Source organism: Anaerococcus sp. C0059F3 (genome assembly GCF_056590475.1).
Genome location: NZ_JBWPWE010000002.1, coordinates 28997 through 50924, shown reverse-complemented (window position 1 = coordinate 50924; position 21928 = coordinate 28997). Strand labels below are relative to the sequence as shown.

The following is a 21928-nucleotide window of genomic DNA, read 5'->3' as shown; positions in this document are numbered from 1 at the left end:
ATTTTGCCAAACAGTTAAATTAAGCGACTTCATGTCGCACCCACAAATAGGCATCAAAGGTGTTTTCTGTGACATATCTAAAGATATTAACTTTATCATTTTCATTACCTTGACGAACAATTCTACCACTTCTTTGCTCTAGGTCAGACGGTCTCCAAGGGACGTCTAAATCGTGTAAGGCTATTAGTTTGTTTTGTACATTAGTACCTGCACCCATTTTTTGAGTAGAGCCTAATAATACTCTTACTTCTCCCCTTCTTACCTTAGAGAACAATTCATCTTTTTGTTTGTCTGTATCTGCTTCGTGGATAAAGGCTATTTCTTCTTTAGGTATTCCCATATTCACTAGCTTATTTCTAATATCATCATAGATATTAAATTCTCCATCTCCTTTTGGTGTAGACATATCTGAAAATACTAATTGTGTCGATGAATTTTCTTTTGTCTTATCCCAGATCGAAAAGATATTTTTTACACATACATTTACCTTTGAATTAGGATCATCGGGTAGTAGTGGATTTATTAATCTTTGGTCAAGGGCAAGTTTTTTACCATCATTTGTAATCTTTAACATATTATCTTCTGTTGGTTCTACTTGGTTATTTCTAACTGCGTCAGCTCTTTCTGAAATAGCTTCTAATATTTCTTTTTGTTCTTCAGTAGGTTTTGTTTTTATAACTTCGAAGTTTGCTTCTGGTACTGGCAAATTTAACATATCGGAAGTCTTTATATCTGCTACTTCTTTAAACATAGACATCAACTCTGGCAAGTTATAGAACTTTGAAAATCTTGTCTTTTGCCTATATCCAGTGCCTTCTGGAGATAACTCAAAGGTGTTTTCTGTTTCTCCAAAAGTAGAAGCCCAAGCGTCAAAATGTTCTAATCCTCTTGCCTTTAAATCGTCATATTGAAGATATCTTTGCATTGTATAAAGCTCTGTCATTGAATTTGATATCGGTGTACCAGTAGCAAATACAACTCCCTTTCCATCTGTCATTTCATCCATATACCTACATTTCATATACATATCTGAAGACTTAAAGGCTTCACTTTGACCGATACCCGCAACATTTCTCATTTTAGTATGCAAGAATAAGTTTTTGTAATTATGAGCTTCGTCTATAAATAACTTATCTACTCCTAGTTCTTCAAAGGTTATTACATCATCTTTTTTAAAGTCATCGTTTAGCTTTTCAAGTCTTACCAAGAGTTTCTTCTTTGTCTTTTCCAGTTGTTTTACAGTGAAATTTTCTCCTCTATTTCTTTTGTTCTCATCAATAAAGGAAACTATGTCATCTATTTGATCTTGTATATGCCTTACCTGATACTCCTTAGACATTGATATTTTTTCAAATTGAGAGTGTCCTATGATAACTGCATCATATTCTCCCGTTGCAATCCTACCAATAAATCTTTTCCTATTTTTTGGTTGAAAGTCTTTTTTATCGGCCACCATAATATTTGCTGACGGATATAACTGCATAAACTCTCTACCAATTTGAGTGGTTAGATGGTTAGGAACTACAAATAATGACTTACTTGCAAGTCCTAACTTTTTAGATTCCATAGCAGAAGCTACCATTTCAAAAGTTTTTCCTGCTCCTACTACATGGGCAAGTAGTGTATTTCCACCATAAAGAGTCCTAGCTATTGCATTTTTTTGATGTTCTCGAAGTCTAATTTCAGTATTCATTCCATCAAAAGTTAAGTTAGAACCATCAAATTCTCTATTTCTAATTGAATTGAATTTTTCATTATAAATCTTCTCTAGCCTATATCTTCTATCAGGATCTTCAAATATCCAATTCTTAAATTCTTCTTTTATCAGTTCTTGCTTTTGACTTGCTAGCATAGTTTCTTTTTTGTTTAATACAGAAGTCTTAGACCCATCATCATTTATTATTTGGTCAAATACTTTTGTATCTTTTAGATTAAGAGCATTTTCAATCAGCTTATAGGCATTTACTCTACTTGTACCATAAGTCATGTTAGCAAGGTCATTAGTCGAGTCAACACTTTTACCCTCAATATTCCATTCACTTGAGTGTGGCGAGAACCTAACATTTATATTCCACCTATCATAACCTGGTGTTTTTAAAAGGTTAAAAGTAAAGTCTTCTATATCTTTTTGAGGTATCCAGGTTGCTCCTAACCTTACATTTATATCAGAAGCAGTAAGTTCTTCAGGCATAACTTCTTGTAATTTTTCTCTTTGATATTTGAGTTTGCCTAACTCGTTTAATAGTGTATCTTTCTTTTCAGAAGGTGCTAAATCTATTACATTTTCAATTTCTCCGATATATGAATTGAGGTAGCCAATCTTTTCTCTGATATTACCACTTAAATATTCATCAGCCGATACATATGAAAAATGAAATGGATCGTCATTGTCAAAGTTCTCAAAGGGCATTCTGTTATTTATTAGGTCTGTATCCTTAATATCTAAAAATATCTCGCCCTCAAGCTCACCAATTAAGGTGTTCCTATCTTTACTTGTGATAGATTCCATATATTCAAAATCTACATATCCTTTTTGTGAAACTGATAAGACTAAAGCTTCAAGGGAAGTGTCTACATGATCTACTACCTTTGCCTTTGTTATTGTTCTTTTTGAGAATATATCACTCTTAGCTTTGAAATTATCCTCATCATCAAGTATTTCTATTGATGAAACCAAAGGAAAGTTTGAGTCTTCCTTTAAGGCTCTAGTATTTGATAAGGAGTTAATAAAGCCATGTTTCTTTGAAAAGTTATCATAGACTTCATTTAACTTTGCTTGTGACTCTTTTATTTCATCGTCTGAAAAATAGTCCTTTTATTTTTCTATTACATCTTTTAAAGCATTCATTACATCAAGATAATCTTTTATCTTTTCTTTATTTTTATCTGATATATTCTGCTTGATTAAGACTGAGTTTTCTCTTAGGTAGACCTCTTCATCAATAATAGTGTAAGAAAAATTCTTAACATCATCTGTTGCTGGAAGACTTAATTCTTCATCTTCCAATAGTTCGACCTCTTCATATTTTGAATTTGAAGATATTTCCTTACTTGCAATATCCATTAAGTCTTTTAACTTTTCATCTTCTTTTTCATCACAAGTAATAGTATTGCCAAATCTGCCAGATACTTCTTTCATATTCCCTAATACCATTTGAGGATTATCTACAAAGTATTTATTATAAGTCAAACCCTTTTTATCAGTTGATAGGTGTACCCAATCGTCATCTCTTTCTATAACTGAATCTCTCTTTTTTAAGAAAATAATATCTGAAGTAACTTCTGTACCAGCAAGTCCTTTAAATGTTGTATTAGGAAGCCTCATAGCTCCTAAAAACTCACATCTTGCATTAATATATTTTCTAACAGATTCATCTTTTTTATCCATAGTTCCAGATGATGTTATGAAGGCAATAATTCCTCCATTTCTTACCTTGTCTATTGACTTTGCAAAAAAATAATCGTGAATCAGAAAATTATTTCTGTTATATTCACGATCGTTAACTTTAAAATCTCCAAAGGGAACATTTCCTATTACCAAGTCAAAGAAATTATTTGAGAAGTTTGTTTCTTCAAAGCCTTTAATTTGAATATTTGCTTCAGGATAGAGCTCTCTTGCTATTCTTCCGCTTAGACTATCTTTTTCTACTCCATAGACTTTAGAGCTTTGTATTTCACTTGGCATATTACCAATGAAGTTACCAACCCCTGCAGACGGTTCAAGGATATTTCCAGTCTTAAATCCCATATCTGTAAGAGTTTTATATATTCCATCCATTACCTCTCTAGGTGTATAAAATGATGTAAGAGTGGACTCTTTGGCATTCAAATACTCTTCATTTGTTAGATTTTCTTTTAAAATATTTCTTGCTTCAAGCCATTGTCCTCCCTTTTCTTCATCAAAGACATCGGCAAGACCACCCCATCCTAGATAATCAGCAAGATAGGCTTGTTCATACTCTCTTGGACTCCTATTTTCATTTTCAAGTCTTTTGAGCATCTTAATAGCTTTTATATTTTTATCTAGCTTTTCTGATGGTGTAAGGTATTCTGAGTAGATATGATTTTTTAAGTCATAATTTCTAGCAAAACTTAGTCTTTCCTTATTAGGTTCATAGCCTAAATTCTTTAAATCTTCTTTTCCCCTCAATAAGTTTTCGGCTGCTTCTCTTGGGATATCATACCTATCCATCATTTGGTCAATTTCAGGATTGTAGTTATCAATAAAGCTTTCTTGCTCTACTTGTCTTTCAATTTGTTTTTCATAGTCAGATAGTTTGTATATCTCATAATTTCCACTATCTAAAAGGTCATCAATTTTTCTACTTTCTTCAAATGTTTCGCCCTTATATAAAGGAAATTCTTCCCCATTAATTTCTACTTTAGTTCCAGTTTCAATTAAGTTAATTCCATCAAAGATCTTCTCATCTTCTAAAATAAATTCCTTACCAACCTTTACTGCTAGTTTTTCTGATGTTTGACTTATATTTTCAAAGATTTCTTCAAGGTATAAATCATTTCTATATGGAATTACTTCCGAACCCCTAATCATACCTCCCATATATTCCATATTATCTCTGATAGTAACAGTTTTAAGTCCTCCACTTAGTTCATCAAAATCTGTAATTGTAAAGTCCTTATCTTTATATCTAACCTGATCCCCTATCTTAAATTTAGGCTCTATCTTTTCCTTAATTTCTTCTTGTAATGATTTTTCCTCACTTAGTTCAACTTGTTCTTCTAAATATGAAAATTCACGCTCATTTACTTCTCCACCATCACCAAGGTCAATCCTATAATGCTCGACAACTTCGCCGTCTACATAGTGGTCAAAATAGAATTTGAAATATCCGATATAATCATCAGTCATTTCTCCAAATTCATTTTCTCCATAAGTTTGATTATGGTCTTTAACATCAATATCCTTTTGTTTTAGGACATTAATTAAGTCTTTAGTTACTATCTGCCCACTATAATCGGGAACTAATTCGTGGTTTTCATTAAATTCTACAATCCAATAATCTTTTCTATTTTCAGTGTTTTTGTCATCAAAAAAAGAAGCTTCATCAGCTTCCTTTTCTTGGCTTATTTCATTTTCTAAGCTTCCACGTATTCCTTGATTGCCATTCTCTTCACTGTTGCCATTAAGTTGTTCATCTGTCCTTGGTATTGTTCTGGATTCTCTCTCATCATCTTCTCTGTCAATCCCTGTGCTTTCATCATCTTGACTTTCTCTCTCTTGATATAGTCCACTGCCTGAGTCTGAATTTCCTTCAGATGGTTCAAGAGTATTTTCTCCTCGTACATTTCCTGAAGTTTCTTCCAGTTCTCCATGTCCTCGCTCCCTACTAGGTAAGACAGTCTTAGAACTGCGTAAGTCGGATTCGGGAATCTCTCCATAAATTCCAGATCCTTCTCCATCATGTCCAAGGTTTTCTCTTCGATCTTCATCGCTATTTCTTCTGTCGCTTCCATCTGTGAAAACTCGTCCATCTCTACTTCTTGACCTATCATCTCGTCTATATAAATCATCTTGACCTCCTCTATCTTCGTTTATATTTTCTGTATCTCTATTATAGTCGGCAGCGTCCCTTTCTGTCAGCAGCCTAGCTCGATCCATTTCCTTAGATTTTTCTATTGTTCTATCTATAATATCTTCGCTAACCCTTGATATTACAGTACCTATCTGTTCTAAAGAAATTGTATTAATCCTAGAAAAATTATTTTTTAAAATTTCCATATCCATAGGATAGACTGTATTAAACCTATTAGCTACCGCATAGGATATTGAGTCTCTCATAAACTTTTCAAAGCTAAGTCTATCCTCTATATCTATCCTCAAATCAGCAATAGCCAAATTAATATATTCATCTCCATAAATTCGGCTCAAAGAAAATATATTTTCATTGAGTGAATCACTAGGTTCAAATGAAAAATCTCTTATTATTTCTTTTAAAGCCTCGTTATGGTTTTCGTGGTCAAATTGCCATAAGCTAACCTCATTAATATTCCTATCCATTGATGTGGTCTGTCTAATATCAAAAATGTATGAAATTCTTTGATTTACATCACTTCCAACTAAAATTGGAATACCCTTTTGACCTCTCATAACAACTCTGCCAAAATATTTTTTCCACATGTCAAAAGTCGCACAAGCTCTAGCTTCAGGTTCTTTGTTGTATATACTTAATTGGCTAGAAAAATCATATTTCTGATTATTGCCTATAACTTTTAAGAGTTTTAAATATTCTTTTTCATCTTGCAAAACTTCATACTTTATTGCTTCTTGTATATTCTTAAAATCATTTACTTGCATTTTCTACCTCCTTTTTAGAGTAATAAAAAAGACGATAGATTTTAAATAATCTACCGTCTTTAATGTAATATAATTAAATGACCTATATTAATTTTTTAAGTTTTTTATATAAGTTCAATAATTCGTTAATATCCATATCCATTATAGGCTCATACATAAAAGAGTTTATATGAATATTTTCTGGAGTCATTATATTAACTTCATTAACAATATTAATTTGTTCTTCATTCGCAATCTGCTTATATGCATCAAATAATACCCTGGTCATATTATTAGTTTTATCTACATGATTCAGAAATTCCGCTTTATCTCCTGTTTTCAAATTATTTTTTACTTTCCAATTGAGCATCCCATTATAATTATTAATTTTATCTAACATTATTTCCTCAGCTTTAAGTCTACAAGCCATTGATAATAAAACTTTATGCTCGAGTAAATTTAAGTTATTACTTAAGTTTTCAGTAGTTTCATAAAGCTTTTCTATAACCAGATCATCCTCTTTAAATTCACTTGGTATATCAAATTTCCCTAAATATTCTTTATATACTTTCCCTAAAGTTTTAAAAGTAATAGTTCCTGAATTATCTTTATTGTGTAGTAAATTAGTTAATAGCTCATAATCGCTATCATAATAATTTGAATCATTAACATATTTATCATAACTATATTCAATTAGATTCCTAACAAATGGTATAAGTGCAAATAAAGAATATTTATCTGGTTTACTTTTCCATGTTATAAAAGGTTGCTTTTGATATTTTTCTTCTATCAAATTTAAATCCTGTTTGTTTTCAACGATAAATCTAGATTTACGAGGTACATTGAGTCTAGAAGAAATTGTTCTATAAAAATCAAAATTATGAGATAAAATTATCATTCTAAAATTATCAATTGTTGCCATTTCATACAAATATTCTACAATAGCATACTTATTTTTATAATCAAAAGAATCTGCTATATCGTCTACTATAAATAGGATTTCATTGCTTTCTTTTCTTATTTTTTCTATGTCAAATATTATATTTAACAAATATAAAGATCTTTTTTCTCCTTGACTTAACACGTCTAATTTTTCTAAATTTGATCTATCTAAGCTTGCTTGATTTTCACCCTTCTCAAATATAAACTCCACACGTGGGAGGTTTTCTCCTATTATCGCTCCCTTTAAATTTGATATTTTCATCTTATATGGAACAGTAAACCTATCTTCAAATATTTCTAAAGAACGATTCCACAATGTATTGTCTATATTGAGATTTTTAACATTCTTCTCTAATTCTTTATATATCTCTAATAAATCATCAAAAGATTTCTTTTCTTTCTTTATATAGGAAGTCCATAATTCTTTTTTTAAATTGTCTAAATTTTCTATTTTTAAAAATTCTATTAGCTCAGGATTATTTTCTATTGTATCTCTTAATAATATGCCTTTTGTATCACTTAGTAACTTTTCTATCTGTTGAAACTCTGGAATATCTTTAATTTTCCCTTCTATTTCATATAATTTCTCTTGTAGTTCATCATTATTACCAATTACTATGCTATTATTTAAATTAAGTTTATTATCTCTTACAAAAAAGTTATCTGAATCTAAATTTTTTGCAACGTTTTTCAATTTTGGAAATGTGAACTTACCTTTTTCAAAAAAAGTATAACTACTGTATATAGTTTCAGCAGCTTCACAAAACTCTTTTATTTTATTTTGAAAACTACTGTCCTTTATTTTTTTAATTACACTATTATCAAAAATTGTCGAGTATTTAACATTAGGTAAATACGTTTTATTTTCAACTTCACCTAATTCTTTCAAGCTTAATAAAAAGCTTTTTTCACTTAAATTCATGTCAGAAACTATTGTAGGCTCTAATTCATAAATTTTTCTTCCTTGTTGTGTTTTTTCAATTTTTAGTCCTGAATATTGCACTAACTTTTTTAAAAAATTATTTTTTTGCTTTAATAAAGTTGTGATAGATTTTTTTGTTTTTTCGTCTACTAATAAATCCGCTATACTACTAGATTCATAATAATTTTCAAAGCTTTTTATTACAAACACTTGCTCTTTTCTTATATCTTGTCCATCTACGCTAACATTAACTTCTGCTTTTATATCGAATATTTCATCACGTATTTCGTCAGCTTTACCATCTTGAATTTTCTTAAAAGTTTTTGCAAAAGAAGTTTTCATTAATCCATTTTTTGCATATACTGTAATCACATTTGTATTTGTAAAATCGAATTCATGGTTAAACTCATCTATTCCATAACAATTCTTTAATTTACATTCTAGAATATCCATATCATGCCCTCCAGTCTTTTATTTTATTATATCATTTACAATAATAAGTTTGCACTAACATGCATTATTGAACTAATAATGCACATTAAAATATCAACCACAATAGAATTGCCGGCCTGTTTATATAGTTTACTTGAGGTGCAATTTTTTCTTCTTGAATGCACTTCCTCTAATTTGTCTACATCACTATCATCAAAACCCATGAGTCTTAGGCATTCTCTTTCTGTTAAATACCTATACCTACCATTTCCAATATCTATTATTCCAGAATTAGGTACTCTCATTTGTTTTGTAGAAATAGTATAAGAAAAATCTTTAATCACTTTGAGTCGCCCTCTAAAACTGTTATCAATGCTTTTATTTAAAAATTTCAGCATATAGGGTTGGGTCATTGTATAAAGTTCACTTACATCCTTTTCTAAAAATTCACTTAGTGGTCTAGTTTCTTTCCTCTCCAATTTATTAAAAGAAAAGTTATTTGCTCCTAGACATGAAACAACAAATATCCTCTCCCTTTTTTGAGGTATCCCAAAGTCCATTGCATTTAAAATTTCATACTTACTTTCATATCCAAGGTCTTCTAACTCCTTTAGATAAATAAACAAGGAGTCCCTCATATTTCTATCAAGGACTCCTTTTACATTTTCCCAAATTATCCATTTAGGTTTATCTTTCATTTCTTTGATTATTCTAATTGTTTCAAATAGTAAGCTTGATCTAGTTCCTGAATTCTTTACTCCTCCTTGCTTTTTCCCTATTCTTGAAAAGTCTTGGCAAGGACTTCCATGCATAATTAAGTCTATCTTCTCATTAGGAGCTTTATATCCTACTACTGATTTTGGCTTATAAGCCTCTCCATAAAGTGCGTTGTATGATTTAACACAAGCCTTATCTATTTCTACATAATCAACTACTTCATAAGATATCTTTAAATTAATAAAAGCCTTTCTAATAGCACCTATGCCACCGAAAAGCTCCAATATTTTTACCTTATTCATTTAGATTATTCTTGTACCTATCTACAAGCTCCTTTATACTATCTTCTATTTCTCTTAAAAAGTCTTCTTTATCTACTTCACCAGAGCTAATCTTTGCAAGTTTCATTTCCCATTCAGATGTTGTTTTAGCTGACTTAAACTTATCCTCTACAATTGATACAAGTCTATTGCCTTTTTCTGTTACAAGTAGATTTTTCTTATCTCTTCTTATAAGGTCCTTATGGATAAGATTTTCAATAATTCCTGCTCTTGTAGCTGGTGTTCCTAAGCCTTTTCTCTCCACTACTATATCTTTATCCAGTGATTCAATCCCTGCATTCTCCATAGCCTTTAAAAGTGTATCTTCATTATAATGACTTGGAGCTTTTGTAAATTTCTCCGATATATTTTTAGAAGTTAGCTTAATTTTATCTCCAGTCTTTACATCTGGTAATTCATTTTCTTGCTTTTCTTTTCCATAAGCCTTTAGATACTTGGTATAACCTTCATCGATTATAGTCTTTCCACTTGCATTGAAGTTAAATTTATCATATTCATATCTGATTTTTCTACTAGATTCCTTTAAGTTATCCGAACATGAAGCAAGTAGTTTATCCTTAATTAGATTATAGACTTTGCTTTCTTTATCAGATAAATCTTTAACTTTTCCAATACCTGATATAGTAGGAATAATCGCATAGTGGTCTGTAACCTTAGATGAATTAAAAATAGACTTAAAGTTTGATTCGTTGATTTTAAAACCTTCTTCAAGTCCTTCTAATAATTCTTTCATAGTAGTAACCATATCATCGGTTAAATACCTGCTATCTGTTCTTGGGTATGTGATTAGCTTTTTTTCATACAGACCTTGTGCCATATTTAAAGTGTCATTTGCTGAATATCCAAAATATTTATTTGCTTCTCTCTGTAAGGTAGTGAGATCATAAGGCTTATCTGGTTTTGTGCTTATTTCTTTATCCTCTACCTCTGTAATAACTATTTCATCTTCTATCAAGTTTAAAAGTTGCTCTGCCACTTCGATTTTATCAATCCTATCTGATACAAGTTTCAATCCTTTATAAGATAGGTCAACTGTATAATATTTTTGCTTCTTAAATAGATTTATTTCACTATCCCTTTTAGCTATTAAATATAGAGTTGGTGTTTGTACTCTACCAACTGAATATGTTTCCTTGTAAATGCAAGAATAAAGCCTACTTAAATTCATTCCTACCAGCCAATCTGCAATAGCTCTTGCACTTGCCGATCCATATAAGTCTTCAAATTTTTCTCCGTCTTTAAGATTTCTAAAACCATCTTCAATAGCTTTGTTTTCCATTGAAGATATCCAAAGTCTTTGAATTTTCTTCTTACATTTAGCTTGATTATATACAAGCCTAAAAATAAGTTCTCCCTCTCTTCCAGCATCACAAGCATTTATAACTGTGTCGATATTCTTATCGTTTAAAAGCTTCTTTAAAACTCCATACTGTTTTTTAGTACTTTTAGATACTTCATAAATATATTCTTCTGGAATTATAGGAAGATTTTCTATTGTCCATTTCTTCCAATTTTCATCAATCTTATCGGGACTTGCCATTTGAATTAAATGGCCAACACACCATGAAACAATGTATCCACCTCCCTCATAATATCCGTTTTTTCTTGTTCTTGCTCCAATTACATTTGCAATTGTAACTGCTACACTTGGCTTTTCTGCTATTACTAACTTCATTAATACCTCCATAAATAAAAAAAGAGCGAAAGATTTCTCTCTCGCTCAAAGTATTTCTCTCGAATATTATATTATTTTCGGGAGAATTCTACTTACTTATTAATTTCTTTTTCTAGTTCTTGAAGAACTTTTATAATCTCTTCAAAGTTTGGATAGTCTCCATAAATCATTTCTGACATAGCCTTATAATCTTTTTCTATTTCAGGGAGTCGGTACTCTCTTGGAACTAACTTCAATTTTCCAACTAATGCATCTTCATACCTTGCCCACTTCCTAGGATAAAACTTCATTTTGAATTCAGTTACTTTCTTTAATAACTCCTTATCCTCTAAGGCTCTGTCTTTGAAATCTGAATTTGCTATTTTATATAGGTCATAAAAGTGTCTTGCATATCTGTGTGGCATAGGAGAAGATTCTGGTCTATTTGCTTCATGATGAAGTATAGTTGCCTTTTCCCAAAATGTTCTCTCTGTTGATACTGTCCTTATATTAGTTTTTTCTTGGAATACATTTGAATATGCTTCACCAATTATCGGCAAAACTTCAACATCAATTGCAGGTGTCCATGCTGCAAGGCTTCCTATTTCAAGCCTTATATTTTGTGTCAAATAATTAGATTCAAAGATTTTAGGATATTTACATAGAATTGTTTGTGGATCAAGACTATCAACCCAAAATTCAAAGTCCATGTCATTTAAATCTTCTTCTAAAACTTTTAAAAATTCATCTTTTAAAAATTCTTCTGTCTTTTCATTAACTGCTTTGTTGAATTTATCCTGTTTAGTATTTGATCTTTCTATCCATGGTTCTTTTTCTTCATATCCTAATACTCGCCAATCTAAGATTAGATCTATATCTTCAGAAAATCTTTCAATGAGTCCAAAACATTTTGACAGTGATGTGCCACCCTTAAAGGTTAAATATTCTTTCCATTTATTTTCATTAAATAGATAGTCTAAGATAAAAGTAACCCAATAGTCTTTTTCAATGACTGCTTCAGATACATTTTTCTTTCTGGCTGTATTTACTATTAAAACTCTTAAATCATCTTTGTTTTCCACATAAAACTTATTCATTTTTGCCCTCACAAATTTCCCTTATTACTTCATATATCCATGCTGGCACTGATTTTGATTCGTTCATTAAGTCTGTTCTTTCTTTTTCACTTAAGTTTTCTCTTATCTTTTGTATGACTTCGTTACTTATATTTTCTTTGCCCAAAGATTTAATTGCTTGAATAACTGTTGCAGTCTTTAGGGACATATTGGCAATTTCTCCTAGATTTACTTTTTTAAATTCTAAAACCGTATCTCCAATTTTATATTCCTTATATCTTCCACTAGATATATATTTATAGTGAGTTGGAACTTGTGTTGAAAGTCCCAATAGGTTTAAGGCTGTGCTATTATATGGTGCAATATTCCAATTGTATTTTCTTGCTATAGCAAGTGCTAATTCATGAATTGATACTGCTTCATACTCTCCGATTAATTCACTGTATCTTGGATTGTAATAGAATCCATCAATAACACGCTTAATTTTATCTTCATCTGCTAATCTTTTTAATATTTGTCTAACCGTAGCATTAGATGCGATATCTAAAAAGTCATTTGCAAAAAATACTTTATGTGAGTCAAAACTATTTATTTTGTTTGATATTTTTTCTGTATATGAACTCATTACAATCCTCCTTTGTCACAGATATTGTATCATATCCGTGACAAAAGTTCAATTGTACTTAAATTTAATACCCTTATAATAGTTCGTCATCTTCATCTAAAGATTCTTCATGACTTTCTTCATTGTCAGATTCATCTTCTGACTCACTAATATAATCCTCATCATCTTCTTCAAAATCTTCCAACATTCTATCTTCTTTTGCTTTAACTACCTTAAAATAGTATCCTGTTCCTATTACTCCTCCAATTACAAGTGCAACAATTAGAAATGAACTTATTCCACTTTTCTTTTCTTCTTTTACTGGAACAGTCTTAGGTTCTTCTTTTTTTACTTCTTCTTTCTTAGGCTCTTCAACCTTTATAGTGTTTTTATCTTCTGATTCAATCATATTAAGTAGATCTTGCTCTCCTACTTCTGTTAATAATCTTACATTATCCTGGTTTGATGAGTGATCCACTATTAGGTGCATAGTTTTTCCACTTTTAGTTTGAAATGTTAAAAATTGTCTTACATCTACTGGATTTTCTTTATCTTTTTCTGTGTCTCCACTTGGTGTTATATCTTTTCCATTCCTATCTACATTTTCAATTACTGAACCTCTTGCTTTATTTTCCTGTGTCGCAAGATTATTTACTGCCTTTGTATTACCACCTTTTACAAGTGGTGTTTTCTTTGGAGGATTATTTGAAGGCTTATTTGCTTCACTTGTATTTCCTGGTATTCTTGGAACATCTTGATAAGGAATTTCTTCTTTTGATGGTGTAAAAACATCATCTTTCAACATTTTTTCAAATTCTTCTTTTTGTGGTTCATAGATTGATTCGTTTTGACTTTCTATTTGACCTTCATTTGTCATAGCAAATGTAGTTGCTGGTACTGTAAATGTAAAAAGGAGTAACGCTATGGCTACTCCTCGTTTAATACTCTTATTCATTTTTCTATCCTTTCTTATTTTACATTTTTAAATACATAGACTGCTTTTCTAGCATCGTCCCATTCTATTGTTTGGTTTTTACCATCTTTAATATCTCCATGACTTGCCCCAAAAGCTTTAGCAATATTTGAAATTGAAGCATGAATTCTTCCATTTATAATCACTGGCTTAACATCTGAATTGTAGACCTTTCCATCTGAATCTTTCATAACACCAGTATCAATATTTAGTCTTAATGTCTTTTTAGCTAAGATATTGTTCTCTTTATTTGAGAAAATAGCTTCACGAGTAGAATTGTCATACTCAACATTAAAACCTAGAGTATAAGCGATATATCTTACTGGAATCATAGTTCTTCCTTGATCCACATAAGTTTTTACATCCATATAGACTGTTGTCTTACCATCTTTGTTGATAATGTTATAAAAGTTTTTGTCTACTTGAAAAACTGCAAATTCTTTTTCATCTTTAACTTGTTTTTTACCTTGTTGTTCCTCTTGCTTTTTCATCTTGTTAAGATCAAATTGATTTAGAATGTTCTTGTCATCAGCTTTCAAAAGTTCGTCCCACTTCTTATCTTGAGATTTCTTATCTTCTTTCTTCTCTTTGTTTTCTTTTTGGAGTTTTAGAAGTTCATCTAATTTCTTAGATAAGTCTTGGTTTAGATTTTTATCTTTTTCATCTTTAGCTTGTTTCTCAAGTTCTTCTTTCGCTTTTTTATTTGCTTCCTCGATTAACTTCTTTGCTTCTTCAATTTTCTTATCTAATTCTTCTTTTAGTTTTTTAATTTCTTCATCAGAAGCTTTTTGTTTTTCTTCTAGTCCTTTAATCTTATCTTCTAATTCTTTTTTTGTATTTTCAGAAGATTCTTTTAAACTATCAATAGCCTTTTGAAGCTCTTCAATTTTCTTACAGCATTCTGACTTAGAATTTTCTGTATCTTTCTTTTTAGACTCTAAGTCTCTTATCTTAGCATCTTTTTCATCAAGAGCTTTTTCTAAGTCCTTAATTCTATTATCTTTATCTTCAATTTCTTTAGTCTTCTTTGCAAGTTCTCCTTCTAAAGACTCAAGCTTTTCTTGCATTTCTTTGACTTTATTTTCGTTTTTATCGGTCTTTTCTTTCTCAGCTTCTAACTCCCATTTTGTAGATGAATAATCTTCTTTTAGTTTTGCATTTTCATCTTGTAATCTTTTTAGTTCATCTTTAAGCTGAGTAATTTCTGCTATTAGTTCATCATTGTTAGAATTTTTAAGATCCTCAATTTCTTTATTCAATTGAGCAATCTTATTGTCTTTCTCTCTAATCTCTTCTTCTAACTTAGACTTTTCTTGTTTTAGTTTCTCTCCATTATCTTTGCAAGATTCTAACTTTCCCTTTAATTCGTCTATCTTTGATTGGTCTTCTTGTTTCTTTTCATTTAATTCTTTAATCTGATTTTCTAAGTCCTTAATGTTTTTTGTTAAATCATCAATCTTATTGTCCTTTTCATCAATATCTTGCCCTGTTAAATCTGTTTGAGTATCAATGGAATATTTATTTGGATTGTAAATCTTGATAGTTCCTGAATAGTAGTATTTTGGAACTGAAAAGTCCAATTCTACCATGTCTACATCTTTTGGAAATATCAATCCTCCATCTTCATCTTTGATTAGATTTTTGTAATTAGAAATTCCAAGTTCTCCATTATATCCTAGATTATTAAGATAGAAAGGATTTTGTTTTGGTCTATATTCTACAACTTGATTCCCTATTAACTTAGCTCCAGTATTATTAAGTTTAGGATTGCTTGGTGCATTAATTCTCCTTAATGCGTTCTTATAAAAAGCTCCACCTTCAATAACTTCAACACTATCTGGTATTTCAATTTCTTCTAGTTCGTTTTCAAAGAATAATCCATCTTTTATAACCTTTAACCCTTTTGGAAGTCTAGCTCTTTTTATCTTATTTTCTCTAAAAGCAGCACCACCAAGGTTTGTTACTGAATCAGGAATATAGATTTCTTCTAAATTTGTATTGTTAAATGCCCAACTTTCAATTGTTTTTAAATTGCTTGGCAATTTAATTTCTCTTATTGGGCAATATACAAAAGAGTTGCTCTTAATTGTTTCTAGGGATTCTGGTAAAGTAATCTTCAAATCTTTTAACTTTGATATTCTTGGAATATCAAACATATTTTGTGAGTAACCAGAACTATTTATATATCCAATAGTTTTAGTACCTTCTAAAAACTTAATTTCTTGAGTTTTCTCTGCTTTTTCCCATCCTGTTTTACTTAGTCCTGCTACATGAGTCTTATCTCCTTGATGGTAAATAAAATCATCTTCCGTCCAAGTAACATCAGACTTTGCAAATGCACTTGTATGCACAGTTGATGTCAAAATTAATAAAAGAGCCATAAAAAAGGCTCTTAGTTTGTTCGTATTAAATTTCTTCATTATGAATGTTCTCCTTTTCTTTTAATTTTTCTTCTCTTTTTCTATCATTGATTTTCTCCATTAATTCTTCCAAGCTGATATTGTTCCTCCTAAGAGTTACAATTATTTCTTCATTTTCAACTTGTATTTCTTCATCGCAAATTTCCTTGTATTTTGCATTTAGATCTTTTAATTTCTCTTCTATTTTTTTCTTTTTGTTTCTAATACTTATAAGCTTTCTGTTCACATAATATCTCCCTTCTATCTTGGTCTTCCAAAACCATAAAAGTGTGATTTCCAATATTTTGAATTTATTGATGTGTATTGAATTGGATCTCCTGCGTGAATCATCATTCCATTACCTGCGTATATTCCTACGTGAGATATTGGTGTTCCACTGTTATATGTTGAATGGAAAAATATAATATCTCCAGGTTGAGCTTCACTTGGACTGACTGGGTTACAATAGTCTTTGTATATTCTCCATGCAGTTGTTCTTGGCATTCTCTTTACACCAGACTTTGTAAATGACCAACATACAAAACCTGAGCAGTCAAAGTTAGATGGTCCACTTGCTCCAAACACATATCTTTTGCCTATATGTTTTTCTGCTTCATTAAATAAGGCTTTGGCAGTAGCTGAATCAAAAGCAAGACCAGGATTTCCAAAGTTTGGATTATCTACTATTTCTCCTAAGTCCCCATTACCTGATCCAAAAACATCTCCCATATTTCCCTTAGCTTCAAGAAGAGCTTCATAATGAACTACATTGTCTGGATAATCTTTAAATATTTCCCTAACAACTTCATCCATTTCTCTTTTCTTTAAAGTTACAATTAACTTTTTATATTCGTACTCTTCTTTTTCATAGCTAGTATAGGGATTACCACGACTATCATATCTAGTTCTTTCTACTGTTCTTGTTCTAATTTCGATTTCTTCCTTAAAATCAAGCTTATACATTTTATCGAAAAGCTCTTTTAAAATTCCTTTTACTTCAGATGCTGATTTTACTTCACCACATCTTGAAGTTATATAGGATAAAAGTTCATGGGTATTATGACCAATTTCTCCATCTTTATTTATAATATATTCGTCATATCCAGGATGACTTGTTTTTACACTTTCGATTTGTGATTGTAGGTCATACTCCATTGATGAAAATTCTTGATTAACTTCACTTAGAACTGTATCTTGTGATAGGTATGTTGTTGTCATTACTGAGTTAACAGAGTTACTTAATCCACTCATACCAACACTTCCACCACCAATCATGATTGATAGCATAAGACCTAGTCCTATTACTAGAAATAGAACCATCTTACTTTTTCTTACGATTAGCTCTTTAGAAGCCTTACCTAAACTTAAAATAGCTTTTTTAACTCTATCTACCAGTCTTGTTTCGTGCTTTTTAGCTATCATGCTTTTCATTTGTTTTCTTTGGTAAAACTTCTTAAATCTATTTTTCTTTATATAGGAGTCTGACTTTTTTAAATCTTCCAAGCCACTTTTAAACTCCAACTTGCTTTTTCTATTTCTTATTTTCTTATCAAGTGTAGATAGCTTTTTTAATGACTTTTTCTTTTTGTCTAACTTATACTTCCTTATTCCATGCTGAAGTTTAGAGCTTACATTAGCGGCCTTTTCTCCAGATTCTACACCAGTATTATCAGATCCTGAACTTAAATAATCTCTCACTAACTCTGATGACTTAGCTCCAGATAATAAAACCCCAGAAGATAGACTTCCTTTAGTTTTATTCTTTAAAATATTATCCTTTAGCTTGCTTTTAGACTTTTCAAGCTCTCCAATCTTTTTATCTGATATAAAGTCTTTAACATCTTGTGCCTTCTTAGAATCTTTCGGTGTAACTTTCTTAGATTCATTTTTTAAGTCATCGATTTTCTTTCGAGTAAATTTATCACTTTCATAATTTTTTCTCTTGTAGTAAGTCTTCTTTTTATTAACTTTCTTTTGTTCTGAAGGTTTAAGGCTTGTTTCTTTTTCATCTTTTATAAATTCTTGATTATTGTCTTTAAACTCAGGATTATCAAAAGTTTTATCTGTATCAACTTCGTTTAGCTTATTTTCTTTATCTTTTTCTTTAGAAATTTTCTCCTTATCTCTAAACTTCTTTTCTTGATAAAGTTTCTGTTTTCGCTTTTTATCGATATTAGCATTACTGTCGTTCTTGCTCACTTCATCTTTAACAAGCTTATCTTTTCTATATATTCTCTTGCTTTTCTCTGCTTCGATAGGTTTATCTTCACTTGTCTGGATTCGCTTAGACTCTTTCTCGTTGATTTTGTCTTGGAATTTATCCTTACTATGGATAAGTTTATCCTCATAATTTTTAAGAACTTTTCTTTTACTTGATGCCTTCTTATTGCTTATTGGTTGAGCGTTAGCTGAAATATCATCTGTTGTTAGTTTATTAGAATTAATATTTCTACTATTTTCACTATCAAAATTTACCTTTTTGAAGTCTACATCTAAGTCTTCATCAAGTTTAAAGCTTTCATCTGCCCTTATTTCAAGATTAGATTGTTTTGTTTCTTTGGTCTTATCCTTATTATCTAAAACTTCTTTTCTAATTCTTTCCTTGTTTTTAGCCTTCTGAAAGTCTTTTAGTTTATCTTGTTTATGATCCTTAGATAATACATTCTCATGGATAAGTTTAGATTCTTTTTCTGATATTTTATCTCCGAACCTATCCTTAGTTTTAATAATCTTATTGGTATAATCATCTGAATGAACAAGTTTACTATCAATATTCTTTTCAGGAGCGTCCCTATTTCGTATAATTTTCTTTTGAAAATCTTTTTTTAGTTTTTTATCCATATCACACCTACTTAGCTTCTTCTGGTTTAGTTGTCATTAGCTTATATAGCATGGTGTCTTTAGGGAATTTATCAATAAATGGAACAATAGTATTTCCAAAGAATAAGAGTCCCTCACCTGCGTTTGAATTAGTAATATAGTTTAACTGATAAGGCGATATTTTTAATTTCTTAGCAAGAATATCTCTATCTCCAGATGCTTGATTTAACATTAGAACAAAGTCTGTATTGTCAAAGATATTTTCAATTTCCTGACTTGTTAAAAGGTCTTTTACGTTTTGAGTTATGCCTGTTGGAATACCACCCCATTTTCTAAATCTTTTCCAGATTTCTACTGAATATGAAGCAGTTTGTGGATCTTTTAATAAAAGGTGGAACTCATCTATATAGTATCTTGTAGACTTACTTCCTCTATTTAGGGAAACCTTGTTCCAAACCTGGTCTTGAATTACAAGCATACCTATTTTTTTAAGTTGTGTTCCTAGCTCTTTTATATCAAAGCAGAGCAGTTGCCTATTTAGGTCAACATTTGACCTATTATTAAATACATTAAGACTTCCCTTAACATAAATTTCCATTTCTGTTGCGAGTTTTCTACCAACTCCCTCTTCTTGAGATAGGAGCATATCGTATAAATCTCCTAATATTGGCATATTTTCTGGTTTTGGGTCTTCAAAATATTTTTGGTATATCTTTGGTAAGCACCTATCTATAACTGATTTTTCTGCAGCAGTAAGACCAGATCCTCCTACTACAAGTTCAAGCATAGACATTATGAAGTTTGCCTTATCCTTTAAAGGTGCGTCCCCATCTCCATAGTTCATATTTATATCTAGTGGATTAAGGTAGTCCTTTGATTTTGCTGAAACTTTAATAACTTCTCCATTAAATTGTTTTACAAGGTTTGAATACTCGCCTTCAGGATCACAAATAATTACATCATCGTCTGTTACAAGAATTGCATTTGCCATCTCTCTCTTTGCCGAGAAAGATTTACCAGAACCTGGTGTTCCTAATATTAATCCGTTAGGGTTCTTGAGTTTCTTCCTATCTGCCATAATTAAGTTTTGGCTAAGGGCATTTAAGCCATAGTACAAAGAATTTGCTGAATCAATAAATAGCTCTTCTGTTGTAAAAGGCATAAATACTGCCGTTGATGATGAAGTTAAAAATCTTTTTATCTCGACTTGGTTAACTCCTAGAGGTAAGACAGAAACAAGTCCTTGCTCTTGCTGATGAGATAATCTTTTCACCTGACAATTATGTCTGTTAGCAATTGATGAGATTTGAGCAATAGTATTTTCTAATTTTTGATTAGTCCTAGCAAAATTCATCATTACTATGGTAACTACAAAGAGCCTTTCATCTCTATTTTGTAAGTCAGATAACATGGACTTAACATCCGCACCAAAAGTATTTATATCTGATGGAATAATATCCATATCATATCCTGCTCGAACTGCTTTCTTTTGTTCTTCAATTTTCATTCTATCCAGGTCTGTATTTTTTCTCTTAATGAGTTTAATGGCTTCTGCTTGTTCAACTACATCTATATGAAAAGCTACATAAATATTGTCATCAATATCTAAAAACTCAGATAACATTCTGTCTGATAACTCACTTGCAAGTATTTGAAAATGGCTTACTGCTCCAATATATTTACCAAATTTAAAATTATTTACTGGTGCAAAATTAAAGATATTGGGAGTTATATGTGACTTTGTAGACTCTTTCTTCTTCAAATCTTTATATGAAAAATAAAAGTTTTTGTCTGGATTTAACATATCGTGAACAAGTCTTAGCCTTTCTTCACCATCAAGGCTTTCTGCTCTTACTCCCATAGATTTAAAGTTAGATAAAATATCTACTTCAAGTCTATTTAACTTTGCTCTTGCTTGCTCTAGGTTATCGGCTTCTGTTGTAAAGGTTATATACTTCATCTTTTTAAGTCCGTTATTGCCCTTTGCAAGTTGAAGCTTTAACATCTCCCTAAACTCTTTTCTTACATCGTCATAGAAGTCTCCCTTATCAGCAATTTTAATTGCATCTTGTAGGTCTTTATTTCTTCCTAATTGATTTACATACGAAAGTTCAATGTGGACACTTGGATCAAAAGAATTTAAAAAGTTGGCAAATTGGTTAAAGATTAAATCTCTATCTTCTTCCAATGCCAACTGGTAATTTATATCTTGAAATGAAATTGTCCTTGAATAATTTTTTTCATCTAACTGGCAAATGCCCTCTGGTAACATTCTTATATAGGGAATTGTATCTTCAACAGTAAATCTCTTTTTCTCTTTCTTTAAAAGTACACTTAGAAGACTATTTGTTGGATCTTTCTTTGTTTTTAGCCTTCTTACTTCCTTTCGGTCTTTTTTTAATTGTTTTTCCCTTAGATTTAAGTCGCTGATTTGCTTTTTTCTTTGCTTCAATGTATGCCTCCTTTCTTATTCTCTTAGTTGGTTGATAAAACTTATGAAGATAGAAAAATTTAAAATATTTTTCAAAAGTTAAGGTATCTTTTTCATATAAGGTTATAAAAAAGATTGGCAGGGTTACTATTAGCATTACAATGATAGAAACATCATTAGGTAGATATTTCTTCATAAATAAATAGGTTGGTATACCAATTAGTCCTGCCACAGAAAAACCTATAAGTTGTCTTTTGGTTAAGTTAAAGGCAACCTTTGTTTTAATCTTGTCCAAATCTTTTGGTATTGGTACATATGCCAT

11 protein-coding genes and 1 pseudogene are annotated in these 21928 nt (G+C 30.6%); all 12 read right to left on the bottom strand.

What is annotated here, in order from left to right; translation table 11 throughout:
- Positions 1-40 precede the first annotated feature (40 nt).
- Positions 41-4510: pseudogene (locus tag AC1EJ5_RS01340) on the bottom strand (helicase-related protein); the annotation flags it as partial.
- Between the two features lie 1888 nt (positions 4511-6398).
- Positions 6399-8612, bottom strand: coding sequence for a hypothetical protein (locus AC1EJ5_RS01335; RefSeq protein WP_479814064.1), 2214 nt, complete (start codon positions 8610-8612; stop codon positions 6399-6401).
- Positions 8613-8647: 35 nt separating this feature from the next.
- Positions 8648-9610, bottom strand: coding sequence for a DNA cytosine methyltransferase (locus AC1EJ5_RS01330; RefSeq protein ID WP_479814062.1), 963 nt, complete (start codon positions 9608-9610; stop codon positions 8648-8650).
- A complete protein-coding gene (locus AC1EJ5_RS01325; protein WP_479814060.1) occupies positions 9603-11324 on the bottom strand; it encodes a DNA topoisomerase 3 in 1722 nt (573 codons plus the stop codon). Before AC1EJ5_RS01325 ends, AC1EJ5_RS01330 begins: the two co-directional genes overlap by 8 nt.
- Positions 11325-11416: 92 nt before the next feature.
- A complete protein-coding gene (locus AC1EJ5_RS01320) occupies positions 11417-12400 on the bottom strand; it encodes a nucleotidyl transferase AbiEii/AbiGii toxin family protein (RefSeq protein WP_007895000.1) in 984 nt (327 codons plus the stop codon).
- Complete coding sequence (locus tag AC1EJ5_RS01315) at positions 12393-13004, bottom strand: DUF6088 family protein (protein WP_007895003.1); 612 nt, start codon at positions 13002-13004, stop codon at positions 12393-12395. The genes AC1EJ5_RS01320 and AC1EJ5_RS01315 overlap by 8 nt, the downstream gene beginning before the upstream one ends.
- Positions 13005-13077: 73 nt before the next feature.
- A complete protein-coding gene (locus AC1EJ5_RS01310; protein ID WP_479814058.1) occupies positions 13078-13938 on the bottom strand; it encodes a CD1107 family mobile element protein in 861 nt (286 codons plus the stop codon).
- Between the two features lie 14 nt (positions 13939-13952).
- Entirely contained in the window at positions 13953-16376 is a 2424-nt protein-coding gene (locus tag AC1EJ5_RS01305) for a leucine-rich repeat protein (RefSeq protein ID WP_036757777.1), read from the bottom strand.
- Positions 16363-16602: a hypothetical protein gene (locus AC1EJ5_RS01300; RefSeq protein WP_001080402.1), complete on the bottom strand. Its 240-nt coding sequence runs from the start codon at positions 16600-16602 to the stop codon at positions 16363-16365. The genes AC1EJ5_RS01305 and AC1EJ5_RS01300 overlap by 14 nt, the downstream gene beginning before the upstream one ends.
- Before the next feature lie 14 nt (positions 16603-16616).
- Positions 16617-19196 carry a CD1108 family mobile element protein gene (locus AC1EJ5_RS01295; RefSeq protein ID WP_036757780.1) on the bottom strand — a complete coding sequence of 860 codons (2580 nt, stop codon included), beginning with the start codon at positions 19194-19196 and terminating at the stop codon, positions 16617-16619.
- A 7-nt stretch (positions 19197-19203) separates the two neighbouring features.
- Complete coding sequence (locus AC1EJ5_RS01290) at positions 19204-21627, bottom strand: VirB4-like conjugal transfer ATPase, CD1110 family (protein WP_002842305.1); 2424 nt, start codon at positions 21625-21627, stop codon at positions 19204-19206.
- Positions 21518-21928, bottom strand: a complete 411-nt coding sequence (locus AC1EJ5_RS01285) for a PrgI family protein (protein ID WP_008902108.1) — start codon at positions 21926-21928, stop codon at positions 21518-21520. The genes AC1EJ5_RS01290 and AC1EJ5_RS01285 overlap by 110 nt, the downstream gene beginning before the upstream one ends.

Excerpts from the sequence above, each read along its gene's own strand:
- AC1EJ5_RS01335 (WP_479814064.1), bottom strand. The coding sequence starts at position 8,612 with ATGGATATTCTAGAATGTAAATTAAAGAATTGTTATGGAATAGATGAG.
- AC1EJ5_RS01330 (WP_479814062.1), bottom strand. The coding sequence starts at position 9,610 with ATGAATAAGGTAAAAATATTGGAGCTTTTCGGTGGCATAGGTGCTATT.
- AC1EJ5_RS01325 (WP_479814060.1), bottom strand. The coding sequence starts at position 11,324 with ATGAAGTTAGTAATAGCAGAAAAGCCAAGTGTAGCAGTTACAATTGCA.
- AC1EJ5_RS01320 (WP_007895000.1), bottom strand. The coding sequence starts at position 12,400 with ATGAATAAGTTTTATGTGGAAAACAAAGATGATTTAAGAGTTTTAATA.
- AC1EJ5_RS01315 (WP_007895003.1), bottom strand. The coding sequence starts at position 13,004 with ATGAGTTCATATACAGAAAAAATATCAAACAAAATAAATAGTTTTGAC.
- AC1EJ5_RS01310 (WP_479814058.1), bottom strand. The coding sequence starts at position 13,938 with ATGAATAAGAGTATTAAACGAGGAGTAGCCATAGCGTTACTCCTTTTT.
- AC1EJ5_RS01305 (WP_036757777.1), bottom strand. The coding sequence starts at position 16,376 with ATGAAGAAATTTAATACGAACAAACTAAGAGCCTTTTTTATGGCTCTT.
- AC1EJ5_RS01295 (WP_036757780.1), bottom strand. The coding sequence starts at position 19,196 with ATGGATAAAAAACTAAAAAAAGATTTTCAAAAGAAAATTATACGAAAT.
- AC1EJ5_RS01285 (WP_008902108.1), bottom strand. The coding sequence starts at position 21,928 with ATGGCATATGTACCAATACCAAAAGATTTGGACAAGATTAAAACAAAG.